The following is a 26603-nucleotide window of genomic DNA, read 5'->3' on the forward strand; positions in this document are numbered from 1 at the left end:
CATCGCGGCCCGGCGTGAATCTCTCAGGTCCAGAACAGAGGGGGTGTCTTTGCGCATGTGCGCAGAGACCATCCCCTTTGACGGTCTGGAATCCTTCATGAAAACCATAGCAATCATTGGCGGCGGCATCACCGGCGTCACCACCGCCTACGCCCTCGCCAAACGCGGCTTCGCCGTCACCTTGCTGGAACGCCACCGCTACGCGGCGATGGAAACCTCGTTCGCCAACGGCGGCCAGCTGTCCGCCTCCAATGCGGAAGTGTGGAATCACCGTTCCACCATCGCCAAGGGACTGAAGTGGATGTTGCGAAACGACGCGCCGCTGCTGGTGAATCCCAAACCGAGCTGGCACAAGCTGTCGTGGTTCGGCGAATTCATCGCCGCCATCCCGCACTACCGCGACAACACCGTCGCCACCGCGCAGCTGGCGCTGGCCGCGCGCGAGCACCTGTTCCAGTGGGCCAGGGATGAGGACATCGCCTTTGACCTCAAGCGCGAAGGCATCCTGCACATCTACCGCGACCGCGCGGGATTCGAGCACGCCGCCGGGGTGTCGAAGCTGCTGTTGCAGGGCGGCCTGTCGCGCCGCGCCGTCACCCCTGAGGAGATGCGCGCCATCGAGCCGACCCTGCGCGGCGACTATTACGGCGGCCACTACACCGTCAGCGACAGCACCGGCGACATCCACAAATTCACCACCGGGCTGGCGCGGGCGGCGCAACGGCTGGGCGCCGACCTGCGTTTCGGCCAGCACGTCACGGCCCTGCGGGCCGGCATGGACGGCGTTGACATCACCGTCGAGGAGGATGGCTTCAGCGCCACCAGCCGCTACGACGCGGTGGTCGTTTGCGCCGGCACCGCCAGCCGCGAGATGGCGGCCATGCTGGGCGACCGCGTCAACGTCTATCCGGTCAAGGGCTATTCGATCACGGTCCACCTGAACGACGCCGCCAGCCGGGAAGCCGCGCCGACCGTCAGCCTGCTCGACGACGAGACCAAGCTGGTGACCAGCCGGCTGGGCGACGACCGTTTCCGCGTCGCCGGCACGGCGGAGTTCAACGGGTTTAACCGCGATATCCGCGCCGACCGCATCGCGCCCCTGGTGAACTGGGTCCAGCAATGCTTCCCCGGTGTGAGCACGCGCAGCGTGACGCCATGGGCCGGACTGCGCCCGATGATGCCCAACCTGATGCCGCGCGTTGGACGCGGCAAGGCGCCGACGGTGTTCTACAACACCGGCCACGGGCACCTGGGCTGGACGCTGTCGGCGGCGACGGCCGACATCATCGCCGACACCATCTACGCCGCATCGGCGCGTGAGGGCAGCCGGCTGGCGCCGGCGCGGGTCGCGCAAGTGGCCTGACGGGATTTACATCCGCTCGCCGGGCAGCAGGCTGGCTTGGCGGACCCACTCGGCGAATTGCGCTTCGTCGAGCGGGTCGTCCTCGCGGATGTCGAGGTGGCGCACACCGGCGGTTTTGGACGTCCCCGGCGGGAGCGGATCGAGAAAACCGCCGTTGAAGAAGGTGACTTTCACATACTTGGTAAAACAATGAAAACCCAGGAACCAGCCTTGGTCGGCGATCCCGTATAGCGGCGTGTTCCATTTGACCGCCTTGTTCACGCCGGGAACGGTGTGGACGATGATCTCGTCCAGACGTCGTCCAAGATCGCTTTTCCAGCCCGGCATCGCTGCGATGTAGGCTTGGACGGGAGCGTCGCCGTAAGCTTTGGGGATTTGCGGATTGCCGCCCGATAGCAGGGCCGGCTCGGGTTTGGTGTCTGGTTTTGTCGCCATGGCGTGCGCTCCACGGATAGATGTGTGAACAGTCTAGGATACGTGATTCTAAGCCGGTCACACCCACAGCATCAACGTATTGGCCGTGGCCTGCAACGCCGGCACGCAGCGCGAACTCGCTTCCGCCCGCGATGAACTGGCCGTCATCATCGAGACGCTCAGTGCTCCGATCAGATTTCCGCGCCTGCTCTTGACCGGCACCGAGATGCCGCGAAAGCCTATCTCATACTGGTTCTCGGTGACGGCGAAGCCGCTCTCGCGGATCGCCACCAGCTCGTCGAACAGCTGCTGCTTGTCCGTCACCGTCAGGTGCGTGTAGGCGACCGGCTCCACCCGCGCCAGATAGGCGTGCAGCGCTTCATCCGGGAGTGCCGACAACAGCACCCGGCCCGCCGTCGATGCGTAGGCGGGCAGGCGGGTACCCGGCTCGAAGCCTGTGGTGAGCTGGCGCGGCGCGTTCACGCGGCTCACATACACCACGTCGTCGCCCTCGAGCACCGAGTAGTTGGTCGACTCCTGCAGCTCCGACGTCAGCTTCTGCAGGTACGGCACGATGGCGCGCGGCAGCCGCGCCGAGTCGAGGTAGGAGCGGCCCAGGGTCAGAACCTTGGGCGTGAGCCAGAAGGTCTTGCCGTCGGTGGCGGCCATCCCGGTATGGACCAGCGTCAGCAGATAGCGCCGCGCCGCGCTGCGGCTGATCGCCACCTTCTCGGCCAACTCGGTGGCGGTCAGGCGCGCGGTGTCGTCGTTGAACGCGGTGATGACGTTGAGGCCCGTGATCAATCCATCGATCAGGTCGCGCTCGGCGACCTGCACATCCAGCAGCTGCGGCTTTTTCATGTTTTGTGCGCTAATCGCGCAAGTGGGGCGATTAGCGCAGTATAGCCGGTTTTCACGGGTTTTTTTGCGGCGTGGTGCTTCCTATACTGGCCTGACTTTAAGCACAAAAACGCGGGAGACCCTCACATGATCATCCAGGAACAGCTACCGGAACCGAATAATCCGCTCGGTATCGCCGGCATCGAATTCGTCGAATACGCCACCTCGCAGCCGCTGGCACTGGGCGCGCTGCTCGAGCAGATGGGCTTCAGCGCGACGGCCCGCCATCGCTCGCGCGAAGTGACCTTGTACCGCCAGGGCGGCATGAACGTGATCGTCAACGCCGATCCGCGCGCGCTGCCGCAGGGAGAGGAGGGGCCGCAAGCGACCGTGATCAGCGCCATCGCGCTGCGCGTGCGCGACGCCGACGCGGCCTACCGCCACGCCATCGACATGGGCGCGTGGGCCATCCAGACCCGCGCCGGGGCGATGGAGCTGAACATCCCGGGCGTGCACGGCGCCGGCGATTCCATCCTCTATTTTGTCGACCGCTACGCGGACTTCTCGATCTACGACGTCGATTTCAAGGCCATCCCCAATGTGCCGGCACGGCCGGAGGCTGTCGCGGGTCTGCACTTTTTCGGCGTGGTGCAAGCCATCGGCGAGGGCCGCAGCGCCGAGTGGGTCGACTTTTACCAGCAGTTGATGGATTTCCGCCCGCTGCCGGAGGGACGCTACTTCGGCGTGGTGCCCAAGGGCGTGCTGCTGGAAAGTCCTTGCCACAGCTTCTATCTGCAACTGGTGGAGCCGCCGGAGGGCGCCGGCGGCCTGCAATGGGAGGAACAGTTGATCCGCGTTGGCCTCGGTGTGCCGGACGTGATCGGCGCGGTGCGCGAGTTGCAGCGGCGCGGGATCGTCTTCATCGACCGCGCGCCGCAGGCGCCGACGGAACGTGGCGCTCTCACCCAGTTGTATCGCGGCGGCGTGAGTTTCGAACTGGTCGCCGGCGGCCAGGGAGGCGGTCATGCTTGAAATTACCGGCACCACGCGTATTTTCCCGGTCATCGGCTGGCCGGTGGAACAAGTCAAGGCGCCGACGCTGTTCAACGCCTACTTCCAGCGCCATGGCATCGACGCCAGGGTGGTCCCGCTCAAGGTGGCCCCGCACGGCTATGTGGCCGCCGTGCGCCTGTTGATGGGGATCGAGAACGTGGGCGGCATCTTCGTCTCGATTCCTCACAAGCCGATGAGTGTGGAGGCGGTCGACGTGCCCAGTAGCCGCGCGCTGCTGGCCGGCTCCTGCAACGCCATCTACAGGGACGCGGACGGCCGCATCATGGGTGATCTGATCGACGGCGAGGGATTTGTGCGCGCCTTGGACCGCACCCTGGCCGGCGCGCCTTTCAACTGGAGCGGGGCGCGGGCGCTGGTGGTCGGCAGCGGCGGCGTCGGTTGCGCTGTGGCCGAAGCACTGGCGGTGCGCGGCATCGCCAAGGTGGCGATCTGCGACAACCGGCTCGAACTTGCATCCGCCCTGCGCGGTCGGCTTCAGGCGGCGTTCCCCGTCTGCCACGTGGCGGAGGGCCAGCCGGTGGCCGAGGGCTACGATCTGGTGGTCAACTGCACGCCGCTCGGCATGCACGCCGATGACGCGATGCCCATCGACCTGCGCGGCGTGTCCAGCGAGTGCATCGTCGCCGATTGCGGTATGAAGATCGAAATGACCAAGCTGCTGGCCGAGGCCCAACGGCTCGGCTGCCGCATCCAGAAAGGCAAGGAGATGCTGATCGAGCAGGCGCCCCTGTACCTGGCGCTGTTTGGTTGGCCGGGCGTGTCATCCGATGAATTCCGTGAATTGGGGGCGCTATGAACCTGGCTAACTTCGGCATGGACAGCATCACCCTGGCCGGGCCGCTGGAATCCAAGCTGCGCGCCTCGAAGGCGGCTGGTTTCTCGCAACTGATGCTGTGGGCGAAGGACCTGGCCAACCATCCGGGCGGCATCGGGGAAGCGGTGCGGGTGGTGCGCGCCAGCGGCGTGCGCGTCACCGGCATCCAGGTCATGCGCGATTACGAAGGCTTGGAGGGTGCGCTGCACGACTACAAGCTCGATATCGCCAAGCAGATGCTGCTGGTCTGCAAAGCGGTCGGCGCGCCGTTGCTGATGGTGTGCTCGAGTACCTCCAGCCATGCCGTTGGCGATATGGACAAGATCGTGCGCGACCTGGCCAAGCTGGCCACGCTGGCGGTGCCGCTCGGCGTGAAGGTGGGCTACGAGGCGCTGTCGTGGGGCCGCCATGTGAACCAGTACCAGCAGTCGTGGGAGGCGGTGGAACGGGCGGGGCATGCCAATCTGGGCGTGGTGCTGGATTCCTTCCACATGCTGGCCAACGGCGCCGATCTGACGGAACTGGACGATATCCCGGCACACAAGATCGCGCTGGTGCAGCTGTCCGACTACATGTGGCGCGATCTGCGCAGCGCGGAGGAACGACTGGAGACCGCGCGCCATCTGCGCGTGTTCCCCGGCGAAGGCAGTCACGCGAAGGAGCTGTCCGTGATGCTGCGCCAGCTGAATCGCAACGGCTACCGGGGCGACTTCAGTTTCGAGGTGTTCAACGACGATTACCTGCAGTTCTCGCCGGAGGTGGTGGCGCAGCGGGCCTACCGCTCGGCCAAGTGGGTGACCGACCAGGTGCTGCGGCGCAGCCTGACCGTCCTGCAGGCCACCGCAGGCCACGCGGCGATGGCATAAAGGCCGCGACCAAGAAAACCCCGAGGTGCGGCACCTATAAGCGCACCCATAACAACAAAACGAGACAATCATGAGACAAACTTTGACAGCGGGCGGCCTGCTGGCGCTGGCGGCCGCCTGCGCCCAAGCCCAGGCACAATCCAGCACCACCATCTATGGCACCTTCGACGAATATATAGGTGTCATCCGCAGTAGCAGCGGCGCCCAGGTCACGGGCCTGAACGACGGCGCCATCCTGCGCAGCCGCCTCGGATTCAAGGGCGTCGAGGATATCGGCGGCGGCTACCGCATCACGTTCACGCTGGAGCAGGGTATCGGCGCCGATACCGGCGCCGCCGCCGACGCCAACCGCCTGTTCGACCGGCAGGCGTGGCTGGGCGTCGTGACGCCGGTGGGCGAGTTCCGCGCCGGGCGACAGAATACCCAGGTGTTCTATATCGGCGGCGCCATCGACTACACCGAGCGCACCACTTTCGGCTCCATGTTCAATACCTTCGGCGTGCCATCGCGCTACGACAACGATCTGTCCTACAAGTCGCCGCGCATCGCCGGTTTGCAGCTCGATGTGCACTACGCGCTGCCGGAGAATACCGCCGCCACGAACAACAGGGGCGTGTGGCAGCTGGCGCTGGACTACCAGAACGGCCCATGGCGTGCCGGTTACGCTGGCGTGCTGGCGACGCCCAACCGCGCCACCGCGACGGTGCGGGAGCGTATCGAGTACCACAACCTCTATGTCAATTACCAGTACGGCGCCGGGAAGATCTATCTGGCGGCGGGACGCAGCAACAACTCCACTTCGAACGCCAACGGCGCCAACACCGGCGCGATATTAAGCCTGGTCGGCAGTCCGAACAACTTCTTAGCCGGGACCGACGCCAACGCGCGGCGCTACTACAACCTGTGGGAGCTCTCGGCCGACTACCGGGTTGGCCCGGCGTTCCGCATCGGCGCCATGCTGGGCGGCGCGCACGACACCAGCGGTGGCGGGGCCAGTGTGCGGTCGGCGAATGTGGGCGCCTATTACGACCTGTCGAAGCGCACGCAGTTGTATGGCTTCGCCAGCGTGATGAAGAACGACGACGCGGCGGGGTTCCGCTTTAGCAGCTCGGCCGCGCCGTCGGCCAACCTGGCGGGGGACGACATCAACGGCCGGCGCCTGACCGGGCTTCAGTTGGGCATCCTGCACCGGTTCTAACGCACTCGGACTACACTTATAATCTGGAGGAAGACATGGCTATCACAACGATTTCAATGCAGGCGTCCGCAGAGACGTGCAAACCGGCGGCACAGGAAGCCCACCCCGAGCCGAAACGCTCGCCACGCAAGGCGGCTTTCGCCAGCTGGATCGGCAGCGCCGTCGAGTACTACGACTTCTTCATCTACGGCACGGCCGCCGCGCTGGTGTTCGGGAAAATCTTCTTCCCCTCGTTCGATCCGGCCGTCGGCGCGGTGGCGGCCTTCGCCACCTTCGGCGTTGCCTATATCACGCGTCCCCTGGGCGCCGTCATGCTGGGCCATATAGGCGACAAATACGGCCGCAAGAAGGTGTTGACCTTCACCTTGCTGCTGATGGGCGTGACGACGTTCGCCGTCGGCCTGCTGCCCACCTACGAGCAAATCGGCATCGCCGCGCCGGTGATGCTGGTCATCCTGCGCATGCTGCAGGGCGTGTCGGCGGCCGGCGAGCAGGCGGGCGCCAACTCCATGACCCTGGAACACGCGCCGGCGCACCGCCGCGCCTTTTTCACCAGCTTCACCTTGAGCGGCACCCAGGCGGGCCTGATCCTGGCCACGCTGGTGTTCCTGCCGGTGTCCGCGCTGCCGGAGGAGGACATGCTGTCGTGGGGCTGGCGCATTCCCTTCCTGCTCAGCGCCGTGGTGGTGGCGGTGGGCTTCTGGGTACGCCGCACGCTGCCCGAGACCCCGGCCTTCAAGGAGGAGGAAGCTGCCAACAAGGACGACCGCATGCCGCTGGTGGAACTGATCACCAACCACAAGTCCAACCTGGTGCGCGTGATCTTCGCCGCGCTGGTGTCGGTCGTCAGCACCATCTTCAGCGTGTTCACCTTGTCGTACGCGGTCAACACCATGCACCTGCCGCGTTCCACGATGCTGACGGTGCTGGTTCTGGCGAACGTCGTCGCGCTTGTGGCCATCCCGATGTTCGCTGCCTTGTCCGACCGGGTCGGGCGCAAGCCGGTGTTCATCTTTGGCGCCTTGGGGGCGGCGGCGCTGGCCTGGCCCTACCTGTGGGCCATCGCCACCATGAACGTGCCGCTGATCTTCGTCTTCGGCCTGCTGCTCTCCGGAGTCGTGTACAGCGCGGCCAATGGCGTGTGGCCGGCGATGTACGGCGAAATGTTCGGTACGCGTGTGCGTCTGTCCGGCATGGCGATCGGCACGCAGATCGGTTTCGCGCTGGGTGGTTTTGCCCCGACCATCAGCGCGGCGATACTGCAACCCGGCGAATGGGGCTGGGTGCCGGTCGCTGTTTTCGTCAGCATCACCAGCACCATTTCCGCCATTGCGGCGGCATCGGCCAAGGAGACTTATCGCACGCCGATGAACGAGTTGTAGGATCGCCGGCGGATCCGGTCATGAACGCGCGGGCGTGGCGCCTTCGGGCAGCAGCGTGGCGTCCATGCGCAGCACCGCGCGGTGTATCAACTCGCGCAGCCACGTCAATCCCGGATCGAGGGTGCGGTATTTGTGCCATTGGAGCGACTGTTCCATGACCGGCATCTCCATCGGCATGGGCAGTATGCTGACCGGCAGCACCCGCGCCACGCTGTACGCCAGGCGCCGGTGCACCGTGGCGATCCGCTCCGTTCCCGTCAACAGCACCGGCACCGACAGGAAGCTGTGCGTGATCACGTCGACCCTACGCTTGATACCCACTCGCTCCAGATAAGCCGATTCGAAGCTGGAGACCCCGATCGGCGGTTGCATCACCACGTGGCCGGCTTCCAGATAGTCGTCCAGGGTCAGCTTTTTTCCTGCCAGGCGGCCCCGGTTCCACACCAGGCAGACAAACTGCTCCTGCCATAACACCTCGGTGGGATGCTCGGGCGGACAGTACACCGAGGGGAAAACCAGCATGTCGGCCTCGCCGCGTTCCAGCGCGCGCTGCGGCGAGTCGACCTGCGCCATCATGCGAAAGCGGATCGTCTCCGATTCCTGGTTGGCCAGCTCGATCACGCGCGGGATCAATGTCATCAACGTGTAGTCCGACACCAGCAAAGTGAATTCGCGCTCCGACTTCGCCGGGTCGAACTCCGGCTGCGCGGCGATGGTCGTATCGATGCGCATCAGGACATCGCGCACCGCCTCGCGCAGCACCAGCCCGCGCGGCGTGATCTCCATCCGCCGCCCCACCTGCACCAGCAGCTTGTCCTGGAAATGGTCGCGCAGCCGGCCCAGCGCATTGCTCATCGCCGACTGGCTCATATGCAGCCGCTGCGCGGCGACGGTGATGCTGGTCTCGGTCAGCATCGCGTCGAGCGCCACCAGCAGATTCAGATCGAGCTTATTCAGCCGCATTGTCGTCCTCTTGTTTTATTGTTATCTATTGTATCGAGCTGAAGTATTGAGCCAATGTATTGATCGCGTCAATACATTGCATTGATACAAACCATTTTACCAAATGGATCACGGTTCGTAAGCTGGCTCCAGGCGATCAGGAATATCGCCAATAAAAATACCTACAACAACGGAGACAGCGATGCAAAAGAGTTCCAGGCAGGGCCAGTTGCGACTGGCGGTGGGGAGGTGCGCGTTCGCGGGGGCGGCGCTGGCGGCGGCCCCAGGGCAAGCGGTCGATCTCGATACCGGCAATCCGGATGTGGCACTGCGCTTCGATAACACCGTCAAAGCCAGCACCATCTACCGTCTGCACGACGCCGATCCATCGCTGGTGAACACCTTCAATGCCAATGGCAGCCCGCAGGCGCTCAACTTCAACGCAGGCGATCAAAACTTCCGCAACGCCGGCGTGGTGTCGCAACGGGTCGATCTGCTGTCCGAGCTCGATCTGGTCTACAAGCGCGATTTCGGCCTGCGCGTCAGCGGCGCCGCCTGGTACGACCGGGCCTATCACCGCGACACCGACGCCGCCAGCGATCCTACGCTCGGCCAGCAACCATACAATCGCTTCCAATCCTACACCCGCAAGATGGCCGGCGAAAAGGCCGAACTGCTCGACGCCTTCGTCTTCGGCGGCGTCACGCTCGATGGCGGCGGCAAAGTCAGCGCGCGTCTCGGCCGCCACGCGCTGGTGTATGGCGAGAGCCTGTTCTTTGGCGATAACGCCATCGCCGCCGCCCAGGGGCCAACCGACATCGCCAAGCTGCTGGCCTCGCCGAACGCGCAGTTCAAGGAGATCGTGCGGCCGGTGCCGCAGTTGTCGGCGCAGTGGCAGGTGACGCCGAACGTCAGCATCGGCGGCTATCTGCAGTTCCGCTGGGAGGAGAGCAGGGTGCCACCGGCCGGCAGCTACTTCTCCAGCGCGAACATCCCGTGGAATTCCACCGGGCCGGAATACGTCGGCATCCCCGCCGGGCCGGTGGCCGGCAACTATGTGCTGATGCCGGGCGGCGACGAACACCCGCGCGACAGCGGTCAGTTCGGCCTCCAGCTCAAATGGCGCCTCGACGAGACCGACCTTGGCTTCTATTTCGCCCGCTATCACGACAAGTTCGGCCAGCTGTTCGGGCGACTCAACCCCGGTGCGCCGGCCACCGACAGCCGCTGGTACTTCGTGTTCGGCGACGATATCAAGGTTGCCGCCATCAGCGCTTCGCGCTCGGTGGGCGATTTCAACGTCTCGGCGGAAGCCTCGGTGCGCGATAACATGCCGCTGGTGGTGAACAACGCCATTTACTTCGGCCCGGCCGGCACGCCGCGCCCGGCGATACCGGTGGGGCGCACCGCGCACCTGAACCTGTCGACCCTCGCGACCTTCGGTCCGAACTTCATCGCCAGCGAGAGCGCCTTCGTGGCGGAGGCGGCGTGGAACCGCCGACTGAGCATGGACGATCCAAACAATGAGCTGGATAAGGGCCGCACGCGCGACGCCAGCATCGTGCAGTTCACCTACACGCCGACGTATCGCCAAGCCTTGCCGGGACTCGACTTGAGCGTGCCGATCGGCGCGCGCTACACCCTGTCGGGCCGCTCCAGCGTGACCGCCTGGGGACCGCGCCACACCGGCAACGCCAGCATCGGCCTCGATGGCAATTACCTCAACGTGTGGCAGATCTCGCTGAACTACAACCACTACATCGGCGCCAGCGTGCCGTCAACCGACTACCGCACCACCGCCTTCGGTGACGGCAATCCGCTCGGCGACCGCGATTACGTTTCGCTCAGCGTGCGACGCACATTCTAATAAATACAAACAGCTACGGAGACAGATGATGAACAAGCACCTTATTTCCACCGCGTTGGCCGGCCTTGCGCTGGCGCTGCAGGCGGGAGCCGCTTCGGCAGCCGCCACGCCCGCCGAAGCGGCCAAACTGAAGTCGGAGCTGACACCGTTCGGCGCCGAAAAAGCCGGCAACAAGGAAGGCACCATTCCCGCCTGGACCGGCGGCCACACCACCGCCATTCCCGGCGACAAGCCTGGTGGCCGTCGCGGCGATCCGTTCAAGGACGAGAAGCCGCTGTACTCCGTCACCGCGCAGAATATGGACAAATACGCCGAGCAGCTGACCGACGGCGTCAAGGCGCTCTTGAAAAAGTATCCGGAGTACCGGCTCGACGTCTACCCGACCCACCGCACCGCCGCCGCGCCGCAGTACGTCTACGACAACACCTTCAAGAACGCCACGCGCGGCAAGATCGTCAACGAGGTGCCGGCCGACGTGGTGGGCGGTATTCCGTTCCCTTTGCCTAAAACCGGCGAGGAGGTGATGTGGAACCACATGCTGCGCTGGCGCGGCAGCTCCTTCCAGACGCAGTACGCACAGCACCAGATCACCGCCGCCGGCAAGGACGTGGTGGTTTCGGAAGGGGTGATCGACGCACAGATCCCTTATTACTACCCCGAAGCTACGGTGGAAAGCTTCGCCAAGGCGCCGGAGACTTACCTGATCCGCTTGATCAATAACGGGCCGCCGATCCGCGCCGGCGAGGCGATCATGGGCCGCGACCAGATCGATCTGGCCAAGACCCAGTCGTGGGTGTACCTGACCGGCCAGCGCCGCGTGCGCAAGCTGCCCAACCCATGCTGCGATACGCCGTCGCCCGTCACCGGCGGTTTAATGAGCTTTGACGAGATTCAGACCTGGTCCGGGCGGCTCGACCGCTTCGACTTCAAGATCGTCGGCAAGAAGGAGATGCTGATACCTTACAACGGCAACAAGCTGCTGCAGCCGAAGACCGATGCCGAAGTGATCTCGAAGATCGGCGTCAATCCCGCCTTCCAGCGCTGGGAGCTGCACCGCACCTGGGTGGTGGATGCCACGCTGCACAGTGGCCAGCGCCACCCGGCCGTGAAGAGTCGCTACTACTGCGACGAAGATACCTGGGCGTGCGTGCTGGGGGACCGCTGGGACGCCAACGGCCAGCTGTGGAAGACATTGTGGTCGGCCTCCTTTGTCGCCCCGGACCTGCCGGGCACCGTGATCGGCTCTTTCGGCTTTAACGATCTGCTGTCGGGAACCGCCTATGTCGGCGATCTGTATAACAGCAAGAGCGCCCACTACGTGCTCAAGCCGCGCTACCCGGACAGCGTCTTCACGCCGGAATCGATGGCCGGGGACAGTGTGCGATGAAGTTCCGACGTCCCATCAAGCTGGCGGGAGCTATCGCGCTGACGGCGGTCTGCTTCGGTTACTGCGCCGCCGCCGATGTCGCCGGTGTGTCGGCCGCAGCCGGCCCGGCGCCGGTGCGCAACGCGCTGGAACGCGCGGCGCCGGTGTCGGTGGCGCCCGAACGGGCGTTGATGCTGGGCGCGGCGCAGGCAGGGCAACGCCTGGTGGCGGTGGGCGAACGTGGCATCGCGCTGTGGTCCGACGACGCCGGCGTCCACTGGCGCCAGGCCGCCGTGCCGGTGGCCGTGACGCTGACGGCGGTGCGGCTGGTCGATGCGCGGCGCGGCTACGCGGTCGGCCACAGCGGCGTGGTGCTGCGCACGGCCGATGGCGGCCAGACCTGGACCAAATGCCTGGACGGCCACATGGCCGCCGGCATCGCGCTGGCCGCCGCCGAGGCGAGCGGCGACGCCCGCTACCTGGCCGAAGCGCGCCGGCTCAAGGCCGACGGCGCCGACAAGCCCTTGTTCGACCTGCACTTCTACGACGCGGATCACGGGCTCGTGGTGGGTGCATACAACCTGGCCTTCAGCACCGCCGACGGCGGCCGCACCTGGCAAAGCCTGATGGCCGGCATGGACAATCCCAGGGCGATGCATCTGTACGCGCTGCGCGCCCACGGCGACACCTTGCTGGTGGCAGGCGAACAAGGGCTGGCATTGCGCTCGGATGACCGTGGCCGCAGCTTCCGCAAGCTCGCTACGCCCTACAACGGCAGCTTCTTCACCGCCGAATTCCTTGATGCCGAAGGCCGCGACATGATGCTCGCCGGCCTGCGGGGCAATGTCTGGCGCAGCCGCGACGGCGGCGGCAGCTGGACCCAATGGGCCACGCCGTTGCCGGTGTCGATCACCGGCTCGGCGCTCATGGCGGTTCCGGCGACTACGTCGGCGCCTGACCTGGTGCTGGTCAACCAGGCCGGCCAGATACTGCGCAGCGACGGCGACACATTCAAACTTCGGGCCGGCGCGCCACTGGCGCCGCTGGCCGGAGTGCTGCCGCTCAAGGATGGCGGAATGCTGGCATTGAGCTTCGCCGGCCCGGTGCGCATCGCCGCCAACGGAGGCGCCAAATGATCTCCTCCAACCGTCCAAACACCGACGATAAGGCCGGCCTGCTGGAACGCCTGCTCTTCACGCATCGCCTGTGGGTGCTGCTGATCTGCGCGGTCATCACCGCTTTGTTGGGTTGGCAAACCACGCGCTTGCAGCTGAACGCCAGTTTCGAGAAGACCATCCCGGCGCAGCATCCGTACGTGCGCAACTACCTCGCCTGGCAGGGCGAGCTCACGGGACTGGGCAACGCGGTGCGTATCGCTGTCGCCAATCCGGCCGGCGACATCTATCAGGCCAAGTACCTCGACACCTTGCGCCAGTTGAGCGATGAGGCGTTCCTGGTCCCCGGCGTGAACCGGGTGCAGATGAAATCCCTGTGGACGCCGTCGACGCGCTGGGTCGGCGTCACCGAAGATGGCCTCGAAGGCGGCCCGGTGATCCCCGAGGGCTACGACGGCGCCGCCGCCAGCCTCGCGCAGCTAAAAATGAACGTCGCGCGTTCCGGCGAAATCGGCCAGTTGGTCGCCACCGACGGACGCTCCACCGTCATCTATCTGCCGCTGTTGCAGGAGGCGGACGGCAAGCCGCTGGACTACGGCATGTTGTCGGAGCGCCTCGAATCGCTGCGCCAGAAGTACGAGGCTCGGGGAGTCACTGTCCACATCACCGGCTTCGCCAAGATATCGGGCGACCTGATCGCCGGCGTGCGCGCCATGCTGGGCTTCTTCGTCGCGGCGGTGCTGATCGCCATGGCGGCCGTCTACTGGAGCACACGCTGCGTGCGTTCTACCCTGCTGGTGGTGGGTGCTTCGCTGGTCGCGGTGCTGTGGCAGCTCGGCATGTTGCCGATGCTGGGCTACTCGCTCGATCCGTATTCGATCCTGGTGCCGTTCCTGGTGTTCGCCATCGGCATGAGCCACGGCGCGCAGAAAATGAACGGCATCATGCAGGATATCGGACGCGGGGTCTCGCCGCTGGACGCCGCGCGCCTGACCTTCCGCCGCTTGTTCCTGGCCGGTCTGACCGCGCTGCTGGCGGACGCCGTCGGCTTCGCGGTGCTGCTGATCATCGACATCCAGGCCATCCGCGAACTGGCCGCCGCTGCCAGCCTGGGTGTGGCGGTGCTGATCGTGACGAATCTGATCCTGCTGCCCATCCTCCTGAGCTACACGGGTGTCAGCGCCAAGGCGGCGCAGCGTAGCCTGCAAGCCGACCGCAAGGCGGAAGCCGCGTCCGGCGGACGCAATCCGCAGGACCGTCCGGCCGGCATCGCCGGTGTGCTGGACCGCTTCACGCAGCGGCGCTGGGCGACGGTGGCGGTGGTTGTCGCGGTCATCCTGGGCGCTGGCGGCTTCATGGCCAGCCAGCACCTGGCCATAGGCGACCTCGATCCGGGCGCGCCGGAGCTGCGCGCCGGCAGCCGTTACAACCGCGACGCCGCCTTCATGAACAGCAGCTACGGCGCGGCGGGCGACGTGCTGGCGGTGATGGTCACCACGCCGGAAGGCGGCTGCTCGCGCTACGATACCCTCAACAAGGTCGATGCGCTGGAATGGCGCCTGCGTCAGCTGCCCGGCGTGGACAACACCAACACGCTGGCCCTGCTGAACCGCCGCGTGCTGGTCGGCCTGAACGAGGGCAATCCGAAATGGTACGAGCTGTTGTCCAACCAGGACATGCTCAACACCGTCACCGCCGGTGCGCCCCGTGGCCTGTACAACGACTCATGCAGCCTGCTGACGGTGTACGCCTATTTGCGCGACCACAAGGCCGAAACCTTGGCGACGGTGGTCGCCAGCGTCGAGGAATTCGCCCGCGCCAACGACACCGCCGACACCAAGTTCCTGCTCGCTGCCGGATCGGCCGGGATCGAGGCCGCGACCAATATCGTGGTGCGCGACGCCTGGCGCAAGATGCTGGCACTGGTCTACTGCGCGGTGGCGGTGCTGTGCTTCGTCACGTTCCGTTCTTGGCGCGCGGTGCTGGTGGCGGTGCTGCCGCTGATGCTCACCTCCGTGTTGGCCGAAGCGCTGATGGTCGCCCTGGGCATGGGCGTGAAGGTCGCCACCTTGCCGGTGATCGCGCTGGGCGTCGGCATCGGCGTCGATTACGCGCTGTATATCCTCAGCGTGACCCTGGCGCGCATGCGTGCCGGCGCCACACTGTCGCAGGCCTATCACCAGGCGCTGCTCTTCACCGGGAAGGTCGTCATGCTGACAGGGGTCACGCTGGCTGCCGGCGTGATCACGTGGGTCGCCAGTCCGATCAAGTTCCAGGCCGATATGGGGCTGCTGCTGGCTTTCATGTTCCTCTGGAATATGCTCGGCGCGCTGATCCTGTTGCCGGCGCTGGCGCATTTCCTGTTGCGTCCATCCCGGCCCGCGTCCGCGCAGGCCGGGACGTCCTCCTTCCGTCCGGCCAGGGCCGAGGCGGATATTTCATCCACCCTGACATAAAGTTGATCATCATGTTCCGTTATTTCCCCACCAACTACGTCTGGAATCTGTCCGTCGATCTCTCGATCGAAATGGGCGCCAAGATTGGCGAGATCGAGGAGATGTGCGCGCCGCTGCAGGAAGCGGCCAGCCAGCCCGATGCCGCAGGCACCGCCGCCTTCCGAGAAACCTGGCAGCGCATGGCCGACAAGTTATGCGGCCTGGCCGAGGACGACGAGGCACGCGGCCGCAAGATATCTGCCGGCGACAAGTATCTGCGCGCCGCCAATTATCTGCTGACCTGCGAACGGTTGCAGGCGCATGGCGCGCCCGGAAGAGTCGAGCTGTATCAGCGCTTCCTTGAAGTGTTCGAGCGTGGTGCGCGCCTGTCCGGCGTGCCCTGCGAACAGGTGCGCATCCCTTACGGCGACACTTTCCTCAGCGGGCTGTATGCGCCGGCCGAAGGCGTCGAAGGCCCGGCGCCCTTGCTGGTGCAGGTCAACGGCCTCGATTCGACCAAGGAGATGAAATACCTTGTCGGCCTGCCGGCATGGCTGGCCAAGCGCGGCGTGGCCTCGCTGCTGGTGGACCAGCCGGGCACCGGCGACGCGCTGCGCCTGCGCGGACTGACCGCGCGCTACGACAGCGAGCATTGGGCCAGCCGTGTGGTCGACTGGCTGGAGACGCGCGCCGACGTCGATACGAAGCGCATCGGCATGGAGGGCGTGTCGTTGGGAGGTTACTACTGCCCGCGCGCGGTCGCCTTCGAGCCGCGTTTCGCCTGCGGCGTAGTGTGGGGCGCGAATCACGACTGGCGCGATGTGCAAAAGCGCCGCATGGCGAAGGAAGGCAACCTGCCGGTGCCGCACTACTGGGCGCACGTGCGCTGGGTGTGGGGCGCCAAGGACAACGACGATTTCATGCGCATCGCCGAGGACGTGCATCTGGACGGAATCCTTGACCGCATCAAGGTGCCGTTCCTGGTCACGCACGGGGAGAAGGATAGCCAGATACCGCTGCACTGGGCCGAGCGCACCTACGAACAGCTGGTCAACAGCCCGCGCCGCGAACTGAAGATCTTCACCGACCGCGAAGGCGGCGTGCAGCACTCCAGCTTTGACAACTCGGCCAACGCCGGTGCGTACATCGCCGACTGGGTGGCCGAAACACTGGGCGGCCGCACCGCTCCAACCAACTAACAAGGAAACAAGATGAAGATCATCGGACCCGATGCGCTGCTGTTTGGCGTCGACGACATGGCCGCATGCACGCAATACCTGACCGACTACGGCCTGGAGCCGGTCGGCGGCAACCGTTTCGAGGCGCTGGACGGCACCGCTGTCGTGCTGGCTCACAAGGACGACGCCGGCCTGCCTGCGCCCATGCCCACCGCGACCATGCTGCGCAAAACCATTTACGGCGTCGCCGACCAGGCCACGCTGGATCAAATTGCCGACGAGGTAGGCCGCGACCGCGAAGTGCGCAAGCTCGCCGACGGCTCGCTGGAGACAGAGGACAACGCCGGCTTCACGCTGGGCTTCCAGATCACCGTGCGTCGTCCCATCACGCTGGCGGCGGAAACCGTCAACGCCCCCGGCGCGCCGGCGCAGCGCGGCGCCAACCGCATCGCCTTCGATATCAACGCCCAGCCGCGTCCGCGCTCGCTGTCGCATGTGGTGTATTTCGTGCCGGATGCCGACGCCGCCGAGGCGTTCTACACACGCCTGGGCTTCGTTTGCACCGACCGCTTCACCGGCGTCGGGCCGTTCCTGCGTCCGGGCGGCAGCGATGACCACCACACGCTGTTCATGATCCAGACACCGCCTTTCATGAAGGGTTGCGAACATTTCACCTTCCACATGGGCGGACCGACCGAAGTGATGCTGGCCGGGACGCGCTTCGTCGAGAAGGGCTACCAGTCTTTCTGGGGACCGGGACGCCACCTGTTCGGCTCCAACTGGTTCTGGTACTTCAACAGTCCGCTGGGCTGCCACGTGGAGTACGACGCCGACATGGACCTGCACGACGATGAATGGACCGCGCGCGTGGCGCCGATGGGCGCCGACGCCTCGCAGCTGTTCCTGTTCCAGCACCGCGAGAAATGGGCGCCGAGCGGCCCGCCGCCGAAACCATGAACGCCCGCACGCTGCTGTGCCGCGCCGACGAATTGCCGGAGGGCGCGAGCAAGGGTTTCGCGCGCTGGGGCGTGTTCGTGCTGCGTGTGCAGGGCGGCGTGCACGCGTATCGCGACGCCTGTCCGCATTACGGCGACACGCCGCTGGCATGGCGTAGCGACGCTTATCTGAACGCCGACGGCACGCGCATCGTGTGCGCCGCGCACGGCGCGCAGTTCGAACCGTCGACCGGCGTGTGCACGCTCGGACCGTGCCTTGGACAGGGCTTGACCCCGGCGCCGGTGACGGTGGCGCCAAATGGCGACCTGTGGTTGGAACATCGGTTGGACAAAATATAAACTAGGAGATAAAAATGAGTGCATTGAAGAAGGCCCTGATCGTGGGCGGTGGTTTTTCCGGCATGGCGGCGGCGATCGAACTGCGCAAGCGGGGCATCGAGGTGGACCTGATCGAGATCGACCCGCAGTGGCGCTCCTATGGCGCCGGCATCAGCCTGGGAGGGGCCACTTTGCGCGCCTTCGGCGTGTTGGGCATCCTCGAACGCTTTCTTCAACGCGGCTATGCGGCTGACGGCGTCGACCTGTACACGCCGCACGGCGCCCACCTGGCGCAACTGCCCACACCGCGCATCGCTGGCGATAACGTTCCGGGCGGCGCGGCCATCATGCGGCCGGTGCTGGCCAAACTGATGGCCGAAGCCACGCTGGAGGCGGGCGTCAACGTGCGCCTGGGCTGCAGCTTCACATCGCTGACGCAGGACGACGACGGCGTCGAGGTCGAACTGACCGACGGCGGCAAGCACCGCTACGACGTGGTGATCGGCGCCGACGGCCTGTATTCGCGAATGCGCGCGCTGTTGTTCCCGGACGCGCCGCTGCCGCGCTACTCGGGGCAGGGCGTCTGGCGCGCGGTGCTGCCACGGCCCGCCGACCTTGTGCGCCCGGCCATGTGGCTGGGACCCAAGATCAAGACCGGCGTCAATCCGGTATCCGAGTCCGAACTGTATCTGTTCGTCACCGAGGACCGCGAAATCAACTGCCACATTCCGCTGGAGGAGCAGCCAGAGATGCTGCGCGCCTTGCTGGCGCCATTCCCTGCGCCGCTGATGCAACAGATTCGCGATCAGATCGGCCCGGATTCGCAGGTGATCTACCGCCCGCTGGAAAGCCTGTTGCTGCCGCATCCTTGGTATCGCGGCCGCGTGGTGTTGATCGGCGACGCGGTGCATGCGACCACGCCGCACCTGGCCTCCGGCGCCTGCATCGGTATCGAGGACGGCCTGGTGGTGGCCGAGGAACTGGGCCGCGCCGCCAGCGTCGACGAGGCCCTGCGCCGCTTCCAGGAGCGCCGGTATGAGCGCTGCCGCATGGTGGTCGACAATTCGGACCGCCTGGGCGTGATCGAGATCAACGGCGGCGACAAGCAGGAACACGCCGCCATCATGCGCGCCTCGATGATGGCGCTGGCCGAGCCGATCTGATCGCACCAACAATAAAAACGGAGACCGCATCATGATCAAGACCGATAGTTTCACGGGCCGCTGCGTCCTGATGGTGGCGCATTGCGCCGGCATGCTGGACCTGGTGGCGCTGCCGGTGTGGGTGGGCACCCTGATTTCGAAGTATGGACTCGATCCACAGCAGGCCGGCGGCCTTGCTACGCTGTTTTTGGTCGGCGCGGTCCTGAGTAGCCTGTTTTTCGCGCCGCGCCTGTCGCGCTACAACGGCCGATTGGCGGCGACCTGCGGCTTCGGCCTGACGGTGCTGTCGTTCCTGGCGCTGTCGATGACGCGCGATTACACCGTCATGATGGCGCTGCACGCGCTGGCCGGCGCGTCGGCCGGCTGCGCGTTGAGCTTCACCCACGGCACCATCGGCCGCAGCGCCGATCCGCACCGGTTGTTCGCGCTGGTCGGTGTCGCCATCGGCTTCTTCGCGTTGGCGTTTTTCGCCGTCGCACCGCAACTGGTTGCCAATTTTGGTGGCGGTGCGCTGTTCCAGCTGTTCGCGGCCATCATGGCCGTGGCCACGCTGGCGACGGCGGTAGGATTTCCGCAATCGCCGCCGTCGGTCAAGCTTTCTGGCCATGTGCCGGCGGCGGGGCGGCTCGATCCGGCCGTGTGGTGCGTGGTGTTCGGCATCGGCTGCCTGGCCCTGGTGCAGTCGATGACCTTCAGTTTCGTCGAGCGCATCGGCATTGACCATGGTTTCGGTTTCGCCGCCGTTTCCGGCGTGTTGATCGCGGTGGGCCTGGTCAATCTGGTTCCCGCGCCCATGGCGGTCCTGCTGCAACGACGACTCTCCGCGAATCGCGTGATGCTGGCCGGCCCGGTTGTGCAGGCTGCAATCGTGATGACTATCACCCACAGCGCCACCTTTCCGTTTTATGCGGTCGCCACGTCGATGCTGGTCGGCGTGCTGATTTTCACCCATACCTTCGCCTTCGGCGCCATCGCGGCGCTCGACCCCAGCGGCCGGGCGGCTGCGGCCACTCCGGCGACGTTGATGACCGGCGCGGCCATTGGACCTCTGCTCGGAGGCACGCTCGTGAAAACCGCCGGTTACGGCAGCATCGGCATTGCCGCTGTCGTACTGGCTGTGCTGGCCGTGATCAGCTTCCGCCGCGCGCAATCCCGTCCCATTCTTGTTCCATCCCTGTGAGGTTCGTGTATGAAGAACAAACGTTCGTATCGCTTCGTCGATTTATCGATTTACCTGGAAAACGACGTGCTGTCCGATCCACCGCCGCTGGCGCCGAAGATCACCTATCAAACCCACGCGGACACGCTGCCCGAGTTCATGGCGATGCTGCCGGGGACCAAGGTGGAAGACTATCCGGAGGGGGAGGCCGCCGCCGCCGAATGGGTGACGCTGACCACGCATAACGGCACCCACCTGGACGCGCCTTACCACTTCCATTCGACGATGGACGCCAGCCTGGGCGAGCGCAAGCCGTCCATCACCATCGACGAGGTCCCGCTGGAGTGGTGCTTCCAGACCGGCGTCAAGCTCGATTTCCGCCACTTCGCCGACGGTTACGTGGCCACCGCCGCCGATGTGGAAGAAGAACTGAAACGCATCGGCTACGAGCTGCAACCGCTCGATATCGTGGTCGTCAACACCCGCGCCGGTTCGCGCTACGGTCATGCCGACTACCTGGGAGCGGGCTGCGGCATGGGCTACGAGGCGACCATGTACTTGCTGGAGCGCGGCGTGCGCCTGACCGGCACGGACGCGTGGAGCTGGGACGCGCCATTTTCGTACACCGCTAAAAAAGTAGCGGAAACGGGCGACGTCTCGCTGATCTGGGAGGGCCACAAGGCCGGCCGCGACATCGGCTACTGTCATCTGGAAAAGCTGCACAACCTGGAGGCGCTGCCGTCGCATGGCTTCACCATCAGCTGCTTCCCGCACAAGATCCGCCGCGCTTCTGCCGGTTGGACCCGCGCCGTAGCGATCTTCGACGACGCCGAGGTGGCGCCATGACCGGCGGCACGAGCCTGCCCGCCATCCATCGCGTCGTCACCGGCCACGACGCGCAAGGGCGCGCGGTGGTCGCCTCAGACGGTCCGCTACCCAGCGTGATCGAGATCGCGGCCATCCCTGGAACGGTTTTTCATGAAGTGTGGAGCACCGACGACACCCCGGCAACGCTCGATAACGGCGCCGATCCCACCCTCGCTCCCTTGATGCTGCCGCCGCCGCGTAACGGCACGCGCGTGCGTTTCGTCGATATTCCACCCGATACTGAGGAATTCCTGGCCCACGGCGCGGACAAGATGCACAAGGCGTTCACGCAGGCCGGCGACGCCGGGGCATCCACCGTGGCGGAGGATTCGCCGCATCCGCTGATGCACCGCACCGAGTCTATCGACTACGGCGTGGTGATCGACGGCGAATTGACGTTGATACTGGACCGGGGCGAAGTGCGCCTCGGCGCCGGCAGCGTGGTGGTGCAGCGCGGCACCAACCATGCCTGGGCCAATCGCTCCGACGGCGTCTGCCGCATGCTGTTCGTCCTTGTCGGCGGGCGCTACGCGCCGGAGATCGAAGCCGGCGTCAATGCGGTCAGTGACCGTTCATAAATAGAGGACCAACATGAAATTTGCCACACTTACCACCGGCCACGCGGACGGCCGCCTGCTGCTGGTGTCGCGCGATCTGAAAACGGCTGTCGATGCCGGCGCCATCGCGCCGACTTTGCTGGCTGCGCTGGAACAATGGGACCGCGTGAAGGCGCCGCTGGAACAGCTATATGAAGCGCTCAACGCCGGCCGAGCGCAGGCCAGCTTCGCCTTCGCCCCGCAGCGCTGCGGGGCGCCGCTGCCGCGCGCACCGCAATGGCTGGACGCCTCGGCGTTCCTCAATCACGGCCGCTTGATGGAGCAGGCCTTCAACACCACGCCGATACCGGACTTCGACACCATTCCGGTGATGTACCAGGGCGCGAGCGACGATTTGCTCGGCCCCCACGTGGACATTGCGCTCCCCAGCGAGGCGGATGGCATCGACTTCGAGGGCGAGTTCGGCGTCGTGGTCGGCCCTGTGCCGCTGGGCGCGACGCCCCAGGAGGCGCTCGACGCCGTGCGGCTGGTGGTGCAGATCAACGACTGGAGCCTGCGCGCGCTGGGACCTCGCGAGATGCGCACCGGTTTCGGCTTCCTGCAAGCCAAGCCGTCGACCAGCTTCGCGCCGGTGGCTGTGACGCCCGATGAACTGGGCGAGGCATGGCAGGAGGGACGCGTACATCTGACGCTGGAAGTCCAGCATAACGGTAAGCGCTTCGGCGAACCGCACGGACGTGAAATGCAGTTTAGTTTTGGACAGTTGGTGGCCCACGCGGCGCGCTCGCGCCGCCTGAGCGCCGGCACCATCGTCGGTTCGGGCACGGTCTCGAACGTCGACCGTGCCGCCGGCTCGGCATGCATCGCCGAGCGCCGTGTGATCGAGATCATCGACGCCGGTTTCGCCAGCACGCCGTTCATGAAGTTCGGCGACCGCGTGCGCATGCAGGCGCGCGACGACGACGGCGCCGACGGTCCGTTTGGCGTGATCGACCAGCGCGTGGTGCAATCCGCCGGAGGCGCCGCGTGAACGTCGTGGTCACGGGTGGCAGCGGCTTTGTCGGCTTGGCGCTGGTGCGGCGGCTGTTGGCGGATGGTGTCGGCGGCCGCGCTGTAACCGCTCTAACGTCGATCGACATGCATTTCGACGCTGCCGCGACAGATCCGCGCCTGCGCCGGTTGCAGGGCAGCGTGGCCGACACCGCGCTGCTGGCGCAAGCCTTCGCGCAACCGGTCGATGTACTTTTCCACCTGGCCAGCGTGCCGGGTGGGGCGGCGGAGCAGGATTTCGCGCTTGGCCTGTCGGTCAACCTGCATGCGACGATGGCGCTGCTGGAGTGCTGCCGCGCCCAGGCCCAAGGCCAGGGCGAGCCACCGGTGCTGGTGTATTCGAGCAGCATCGCGGTGTACGGCGCGCCGCTGCCGGCGCATATCGACGACGACACGCCGATGCGGCCGCACCTGAGCTATGGCGCCCACAAACTGGCCTGCGAGGTGCTGATCCAGGATTACAGCCGGCGTGGCTGGCTCGATGGGCGCATCCTGCGCCTGCCGGGCATCGTCGCGCGCCCGCCGGCGCCATCCGGCTTGCTGTCGGCCTTCATGAGCGACATCTTCTGGCGTCTCAAGGATGGCGAGCGGTTCACATGTCCTGTGTCGGCGCAGGCGGTCGCCTGGTGGATGTCGCTTGGCTGCTGCGTCGACAACCTGCTGCATGGGGCGGGCATGGCGCCGGCGCAAACGGCCGAACGCCGCGACTACACCTTGCCGGTGCTGCGGCTCACCATCGCCGAGGTGGTGGATGGCCTGGCCATGGAATTTGGTGACGATCGGCGCGCGCTGGTCGAATATCGGCCGGACGAACGGCTGGAGCAGGGCTTCGGCCGCCAGCCGCCGCTCGATGCGTCGGCCGCCGAGCGCGCAGGCTTCCGCCACGACGGCGACCTGCGGCGGTTGATCGTCAACGCGGTTGCATCGGGTGGAGCAGTCTGAAATCGACATAGTCACCGTATCGGGCACACCGTAGCCTTTTATCAAGAAAGTCCGCTAAGATATCGGCATTTTGTTTATTCAGGAGCCGATATGCCCCGCCACACCGTCCCCGCAGCCGCCTTTTTGCTGGTTTTTACCACCTTCGGTTGCAGCGCCAGCGAATCGGCCAACGGCAGCTTCACCGCCACCCAGAGCTGCGAGGCGTTTTCCTCCTTCGCCAAGCAGAATAACCCGGGTGCAGAGAAAATCGTGCCGGGGACCGAATACACGGTCCGCGAAATCAATAAGGTCGATTACGACTGGATCAGGGTCGAGGTGCCGGGCGCGCAGCCATCGCTGCGCTGGGTGCGCAAGGAGTGCGGCACGCCGGAGTTGAGCGATAAGCCGAGCAAGGCCCAGCGCGGGCGCGAGATCGCAGCGGCCGCCGCCGCCGGAGGCTCGTGCAACATCGCCAACCAGCAGGATAGCTATCTGCTGGCGATCACCTGGCAGCCGGGTTTTTGCGAACACGTTAAATACAACGGCAAGAAGCCGGAGTGCGACGCCATGAACGGCGGCACGCTGCAGGCGAAGAACCTGAACCTGCACGGCCTGTGGCCGAACAAGAAGGAGTGCGGCAATAATTACGGCAGCTGCAAGGGCGAGCAGTTCTCGCTGAAGCAGGAGACCATCGACAAGATCGCGCCGTGGATGCCTAACTTCTTCTACGAGCGCACCTTCGGCGCCTACGAATGGAACAAGCATGGCAAGTGCCAGTCGCTGTCGCCGGACGACTATTTCATCAAGGCCGTGTCGGCGGTGCGGGTGGTGAACGATTCGGAAGTGGGCAAGATCGTGTTGGGCAGCGTGGGCAAGTCGTTCCGCGTCAACGATTTTTTCGCGCGGGTCAAGGCGAGCTACGGCGCCCAGGTGGCCGACAGCATCACGCTGATTTGCACGCAACGTAAATATCTGCAGGAGATCCGCATGTCGCTGCCGCTCGAATTCAACACCGACGGGGAGTTGAAGCAAATGGTGGGCAACGCCGCGCCCGCGCGCACGCGCGCGGTGGGCTGCGGCGACGAGGTGTATGTGGAGGGCGCCGGCCGGGATTGACCCGCAGCTTGGCCGATCCTTGGACGGCCTCAGTCGATCGTGACGGCGCGCGCCTTCTTGCGCTCCGCCTTGCACTTGTACATGGCATCGTCGGCGAAGGCGATCAAGTCGTCGGCGGTGCCAGCCGACTGCGGATACACGGCCACACCGATGCTGGCGGCGGCCAGCAGTTCATGGCCGTCGATCTCATAGGGCATGGACAGGCGCTGCGAAAGCTTGTCGACCACACCGGCCGCGTCGTCCTCGCCGCTGGCGACCAGCACCACCGCGAACTCGTCGCCCCCAAGCCTTGCCGCCATGTCGGATTTTCGCAGTTCCGAGCGCAGGCGGTCGGCGGCGTCTTTCAACAGCTCGTCGCCGGCGCCGTGGCCATAGGTGTCGTTAATAAATTTGAAGTTGTCCAGGTCCAGGTACAGCACCGCCATCGGCTCCTGATTGCGCTCGCTGAGATTGAGCTGGCGGGCGAGGAATTCGGTGAACATGGCGCGGTTGGCCAGGCCGGTCAGCGGATCGTGCGTGGCCTGGTGCTTGGCCAGCGCATGCATCTTCGACGCCTTGACCAGGGCCTGACCCACCTCGTTCGCCTCGCGCAGGCCGTAGGTGGCCGGCTCGATGCTGTCGCCGGCGCCGAGGGCGAGCGCCGGCGCCACCAGGTCGCGGATCGAGCGGCTGATGCGGTTGCCGATGTGCCAGGCGAACAGCAGGCCGCCGCCCAGCAGGAGGATGGTCGACAGCACCAGCGTCCATAGTTTGGCAAGCAGTTGGGAGTTCAACACCTCGATGGGAATGCCGATGGCCACCGTCCACTGCGAATTGGGGGCCTTGGCCAGCACGGCCAGGATAGCCTTGCCGTCGAGCGTTCTGGTTTCGAAAACCCCTTCCGGCAGTTCCTTCAGCCGTTCCAGCACTTCGGGAATCGCGTGCTGTCCGACATAGCGCTGCATGTCGCTGGTGCGCGCGACCACCGTGCCCTTGTTATCGAGGATGGTGGCGATCCAGTGCTCGGGATATTGCTGCTGTTTGAGGATGGTGCTGAAGCGTTCCACCGTCACCACTGCGCTTAGCGCGTTGAAGCCGTTCGACTTTCTGGTGACCGGGACGGCGACGGCGACGATATAGCGCTTCGACAGTGGTCCCATGGACACCTGTGAAATGGCGGTGGTGTCGTTGTTCTGCATGTAGGTCAACAAATGGTCGATGCTCGTGCTGGGCAGCTCGGTGCCGTAGGGTTTGAATGTGTTGATCAGCTGCTGACCGGTGCCGTCTTCCAGCACGATGTTGAAAATATCCTGGCTTGCGCAGATGGCGCGCGCCTGATCGTAGAACGGTTTGAGGTCCTCGCCGAGCAGGCTGGGGGAGGTGGCGAGCACCTTCAGCGTCGATTCGATGACCGCGAATTCCTTGTCGATCGCCATCGCGTTGGCGTGGGCGGTCGTCATCGCGCTGCGGATGAACGCGGCGCGCGCGAGTTCGTAGTCGGAGGCGATCATCTTCACCACCATCAGCGAAGCTGGGACGACGCACACCACCACCAGCCAGATCAGCCTGGTTCGAATGGACGGCGCATGAGCTAATTTCATGATTGATGCTACCTCGCTGTAATTATTCTTGATGAGGAGCGATACCTCCTTTTTTCTGCAAT

24 protein-coding genes are annotated in these 26603 nt (G+C 65.4%); 20 read left to right on the forward strand and 4 right to left on the reverse strand.

Annotated elements, in window-relative coordinates:
* The first annotated feature begins 97 nt into the window (after window positions 1–97).
* Complete coding sequence (locus tag NHH88_16715) at window positions 98–1363, forward strand: D-amino acid dehydrogenase (GenBank protein ID USX11363.1); 1266 nt, start codon at window positions 98–100, stop codon at window positions 1361–1363.
* Window positions 1364–1369: 6 nt separating this feature from the next.
* On the opposite strand, the gene NHH88_16720 is transcribed toward NHH88_16715, so the two are convergent.
* The gene (locus NHH88_16720; protein USX11364.1) at window positions 1370–1798 is read right to left on the reverse strand and encodes a DUF1801 domain-containing protein; all 429 of its coding nucleotides are present in this window, start codon (window positions 1796–1798) and stop codon (window positions 1370–1372) included.
* 57 nt (window positions 1799–1855) lie between these two features.
* Window positions 1856–2638, reverse strand: coding sequence for a helix-turn-helix domain-containing protein (locus NHH88_16725; GenBank protein USX11365.1), 783 nt, complete (start codon window positions 2636–2638; stop codon window positions 1856–1858).
* 126 nt (window positions 2639–2764) lie between these two features.
* Between NHH88_16725 and NHH88_16730 the strand changes: the two genes are divergently transcribed.
* The 5 genes from NHH88_16730 to NHH88_16750 all read left to right on the forward strand — a co-directional run bounded on the left by NHH88_16730 (window position 2765) and on the right by NHH88_16750 (window position 7951).
* Entirely contained in the window at window positions 2765–3649 is an 885-nt protein-coding gene (locus tag NHH88_16730; GenBank protein USX11366.1) for a 4-hydroxyphenylpyruvate dioxygenase, read from the forward strand.
* The gene (locus tag NHH88_16735) at window positions 3642–4487 is read left to right on the forward strand and encodes a shikimate dehydrogenase (GenBank protein ID USX11367.1); all 846 of its coding nucleotides are present in this window, start codon (window positions 3642–3644) and stop codon (window positions 4485–4487) included. Before NHH88_16730 ends, NHH88_16735 begins: the two co-directional genes overlap by 8 nt.
* Window positions 4484–5371, forward strand: a complete 888-nt coding sequence (locus NHH88_16740) for a sugar phosphate isomerase/epimerase (protein USX11368.1) — start codon at window positions 4484–4486, stop codon at window positions 5369–5371. Before NHH88_16735 ends, NHH88_16740 begins: the two co-directional genes overlap by 4 nt.
* 70 nt (window positions 5372–5441) lie before the next feature.
* The gene (locus NHH88_16745) at window positions 5442–6569 is read left to right on the forward strand and encodes a porin (protein USX11369.1); all 1128 of its coding nucleotides are present in this window, start codon (window positions 5442–5444) and stop codon (window positions 6567–6569) included.
* Between the two features lie 35 nt (window positions 6570–6604).
* Window positions 6605–7951: an MHS family MFS transporter gene (locus NHH88_16750; protein ID USX11370.1), complete on the forward strand. Its 1347-nt coding sequence runs from the start codon at window positions 6605–6607 to the stop codon at window positions 7949–7951.
* Window positions 7952–7969: 18 nt separating this feature from the next.
* On the opposite strand, the gene NHH88_16755 is transcribed toward NHH88_16750, so the two are convergent.
* Window positions 7970–8914 carry a LysR family transcriptional regulator gene (locus NHH88_16755; GenBank protein ID USX11371.1) on the reverse strand — a complete coding sequence of 315 codons (945 nt, stop codon included), beginning with the start codon at window positions 8912–8914 and terminating at the stop codon, window positions 7970–7972.
* A 181-nt stretch (window positions 8915–9095) separates the two neighbouring features.
* Between NHH88_16755 and NHH88_16760 the strand changes: the two genes are divergently transcribed.
* The 14 genes from NHH88_16760 to NHH88_16825 all read left to right on the forward strand — a co-directional run bounded on the left by NHH88_16760 (window position 9096) and on the right by NHH88_16825 (window position 24961).
* Window positions 9096–10760 carry a DUF1302 domain-containing protein gene (locus NHH88_16760; protein ID USX11372.1) on the forward strand — a complete coding sequence of 555 codons (1665 nt, stop codon included), beginning with the start codon at window positions 9096–9098 and terminating at the stop codon, window positions 10758–10760.
* 28 nt (window positions 10761–10788) lie between these two features.
* Window positions 10789–12147, forward strand: coding sequence for a DUF1329 domain-containing protein (locus NHH88_16765; GenBank protein USX11373.1), 1359 nt, complete (start codon window positions 10789–10791; stop codon window positions 12145–12147).
* Window positions 12144–13262: a YCF48-related protein gene (locus NHH88_16770; GenBank protein ID USX11374.1), complete on the forward strand. Its 1119-nt coding sequence runs from the start codon at window positions 12144–12146 to the stop codon at window positions 13260–13262. Before NHH88_16765 ends, NHH88_16770 begins: the two co-directional genes overlap by 4 nt.
* Entirely contained in the window at window positions 13259–15697 is a 2439-nt protein-coding gene (locus tag NHH88_16775; protein ID USX11375.1) for an MMPL family transporter, read from the forward strand. Before NHH88_16770 ends, NHH88_16775 begins: the two co-directional genes overlap by 4 nt.
* A gap of 11 nt (window positions 15698–15708) precedes the next feature.
* A complete protein-coding gene (locus NHH88_16780) occupies window positions 15709–16875 on the forward strand; it encodes a prolyl oligopeptidase family serine peptidase (GenBank protein USX11376.1) in 1167 nt (388 codons plus the stop codon).
* A 12-nt stretch (window positions 16876–16887) separates the two neighbouring features.
* A complete protein-coding gene (locus NHH88_16785) occupies window positions 16888–17811 on the forward strand; it encodes a VOC family protein (GenBank protein USX11377.1) in 924 nt (307 codons plus the stop codon).
* On the forward strand, window positions 17808–18149 hold the full coding sequence (locus tag NHH88_16790; protein ID USX11378.1) for a Rieske 2Fe-2S domain-containing protein: 342 nt from the start codon (window positions 17808–17810) through the stop codon (window positions 18147–18149). Before NHH88_16785 ends, NHH88_16790 begins: the two co-directional genes overlap by 4 nt.
* A gap of 14 nt (window positions 18150–18163) precedes the next feature.
* The gene (locus NHH88_16795; GenBank protein ID USX11379.1) at window positions 18164–19291 is read left to right on the forward strand and encodes an FAD-dependent oxidoreductase; all 1128 of its coding nucleotides are present in this window, start codon (window positions 18164–18166) and stop codon (window positions 19289–19291) included.
* Window positions 19292–19322: 31 nt separating this feature from the next.
* Window positions 19323–20471, forward strand: a complete 1149-nt coding sequence (locus NHH88_16800) for an MFS transporter (protein ID USX11380.1) — start codon at window positions 19323–19325, stop codon at window positions 20469–20471.
* Window positions 20472–20480: 9 nt separating this feature from the next.
* Window positions 20481–21296 carry a cyclase family protein gene (locus tag NHH88_16805; protein USX11381.1) on the forward strand — a complete coding sequence of 272 codons (816 nt, stop codon included), beginning with the start codon at window positions 20481–20483 and terminating at the stop codon, window positions 21294–21296.
* Complete coding sequence (locus NHH88_16810; protein ID USX11382.1) at window positions 21293–21895, forward strand: cupin domain-containing protein; 603 nt, start codon at window positions 21293–21295, stop codon at window positions 21893–21895. The genes NHH88_16805 and NHH88_16810 overlap by 4 nt, the downstream gene beginning before the upstream one ends.
* Window positions 21896–21908: 13 nt before the next feature.
* Window positions 21909–22904, forward strand: coding sequence for a fumarylacetoacetate hydrolase family protein (locus NHH88_16815; protein ID USX11383.1), 996 nt, complete (start codon window positions 21909–21911; stop codon window positions 22902–22904).
* Entirely contained in the window at window positions 22901–23866 is a 966-nt protein-coding gene (locus NHH88_16820; protein USX11384.1) for an NAD-dependent epimerase/dehydratase family protein, read from the forward strand. The genes NHH88_16815 and NHH88_16820 overlap by 4 nt, the downstream gene beginning before the upstream one ends.
* Before the next feature lie 90 nt (window positions 23867–23956).
* Window positions 23957–24961 (forward strand): ribonuclease I, encoded by a 1005-nt coding sequence (locus NHH88_16825; GenBank protein USX11385.1) that lies wholly within the window; start codon window positions 23957–23959, stop codon window positions 24959–24961.
* 29 nt (window positions 24962–24990) lie between these two features.
* Here the strand turns inward: NHH88_16825 and NHH88_16830 are convergent, their stop codons facing one another.
* Window positions 24991–26541, reverse strand: a complete 1551-nt coding sequence (locus NHH88_16830; protein USX11386.1) for a sensor domain-containing diguanylate cyclase — start codon at window positions 26539–26541, stop codon at window positions 24991–24993.
* Between the last annotated feature and the right edge of the window lie 62 nt (window positions 26542–26603).

Source organism: Oxalobacteraceae bacterium OTU3CAMAD1 (assembly GCA_024123915.1).
Taxonomy (GTDB): domain Bacteria; phylum Pseudomonadota; class Gammaproteobacteria; order Burkholderiales; family Burkholderiaceae_D; genus Rugamonas.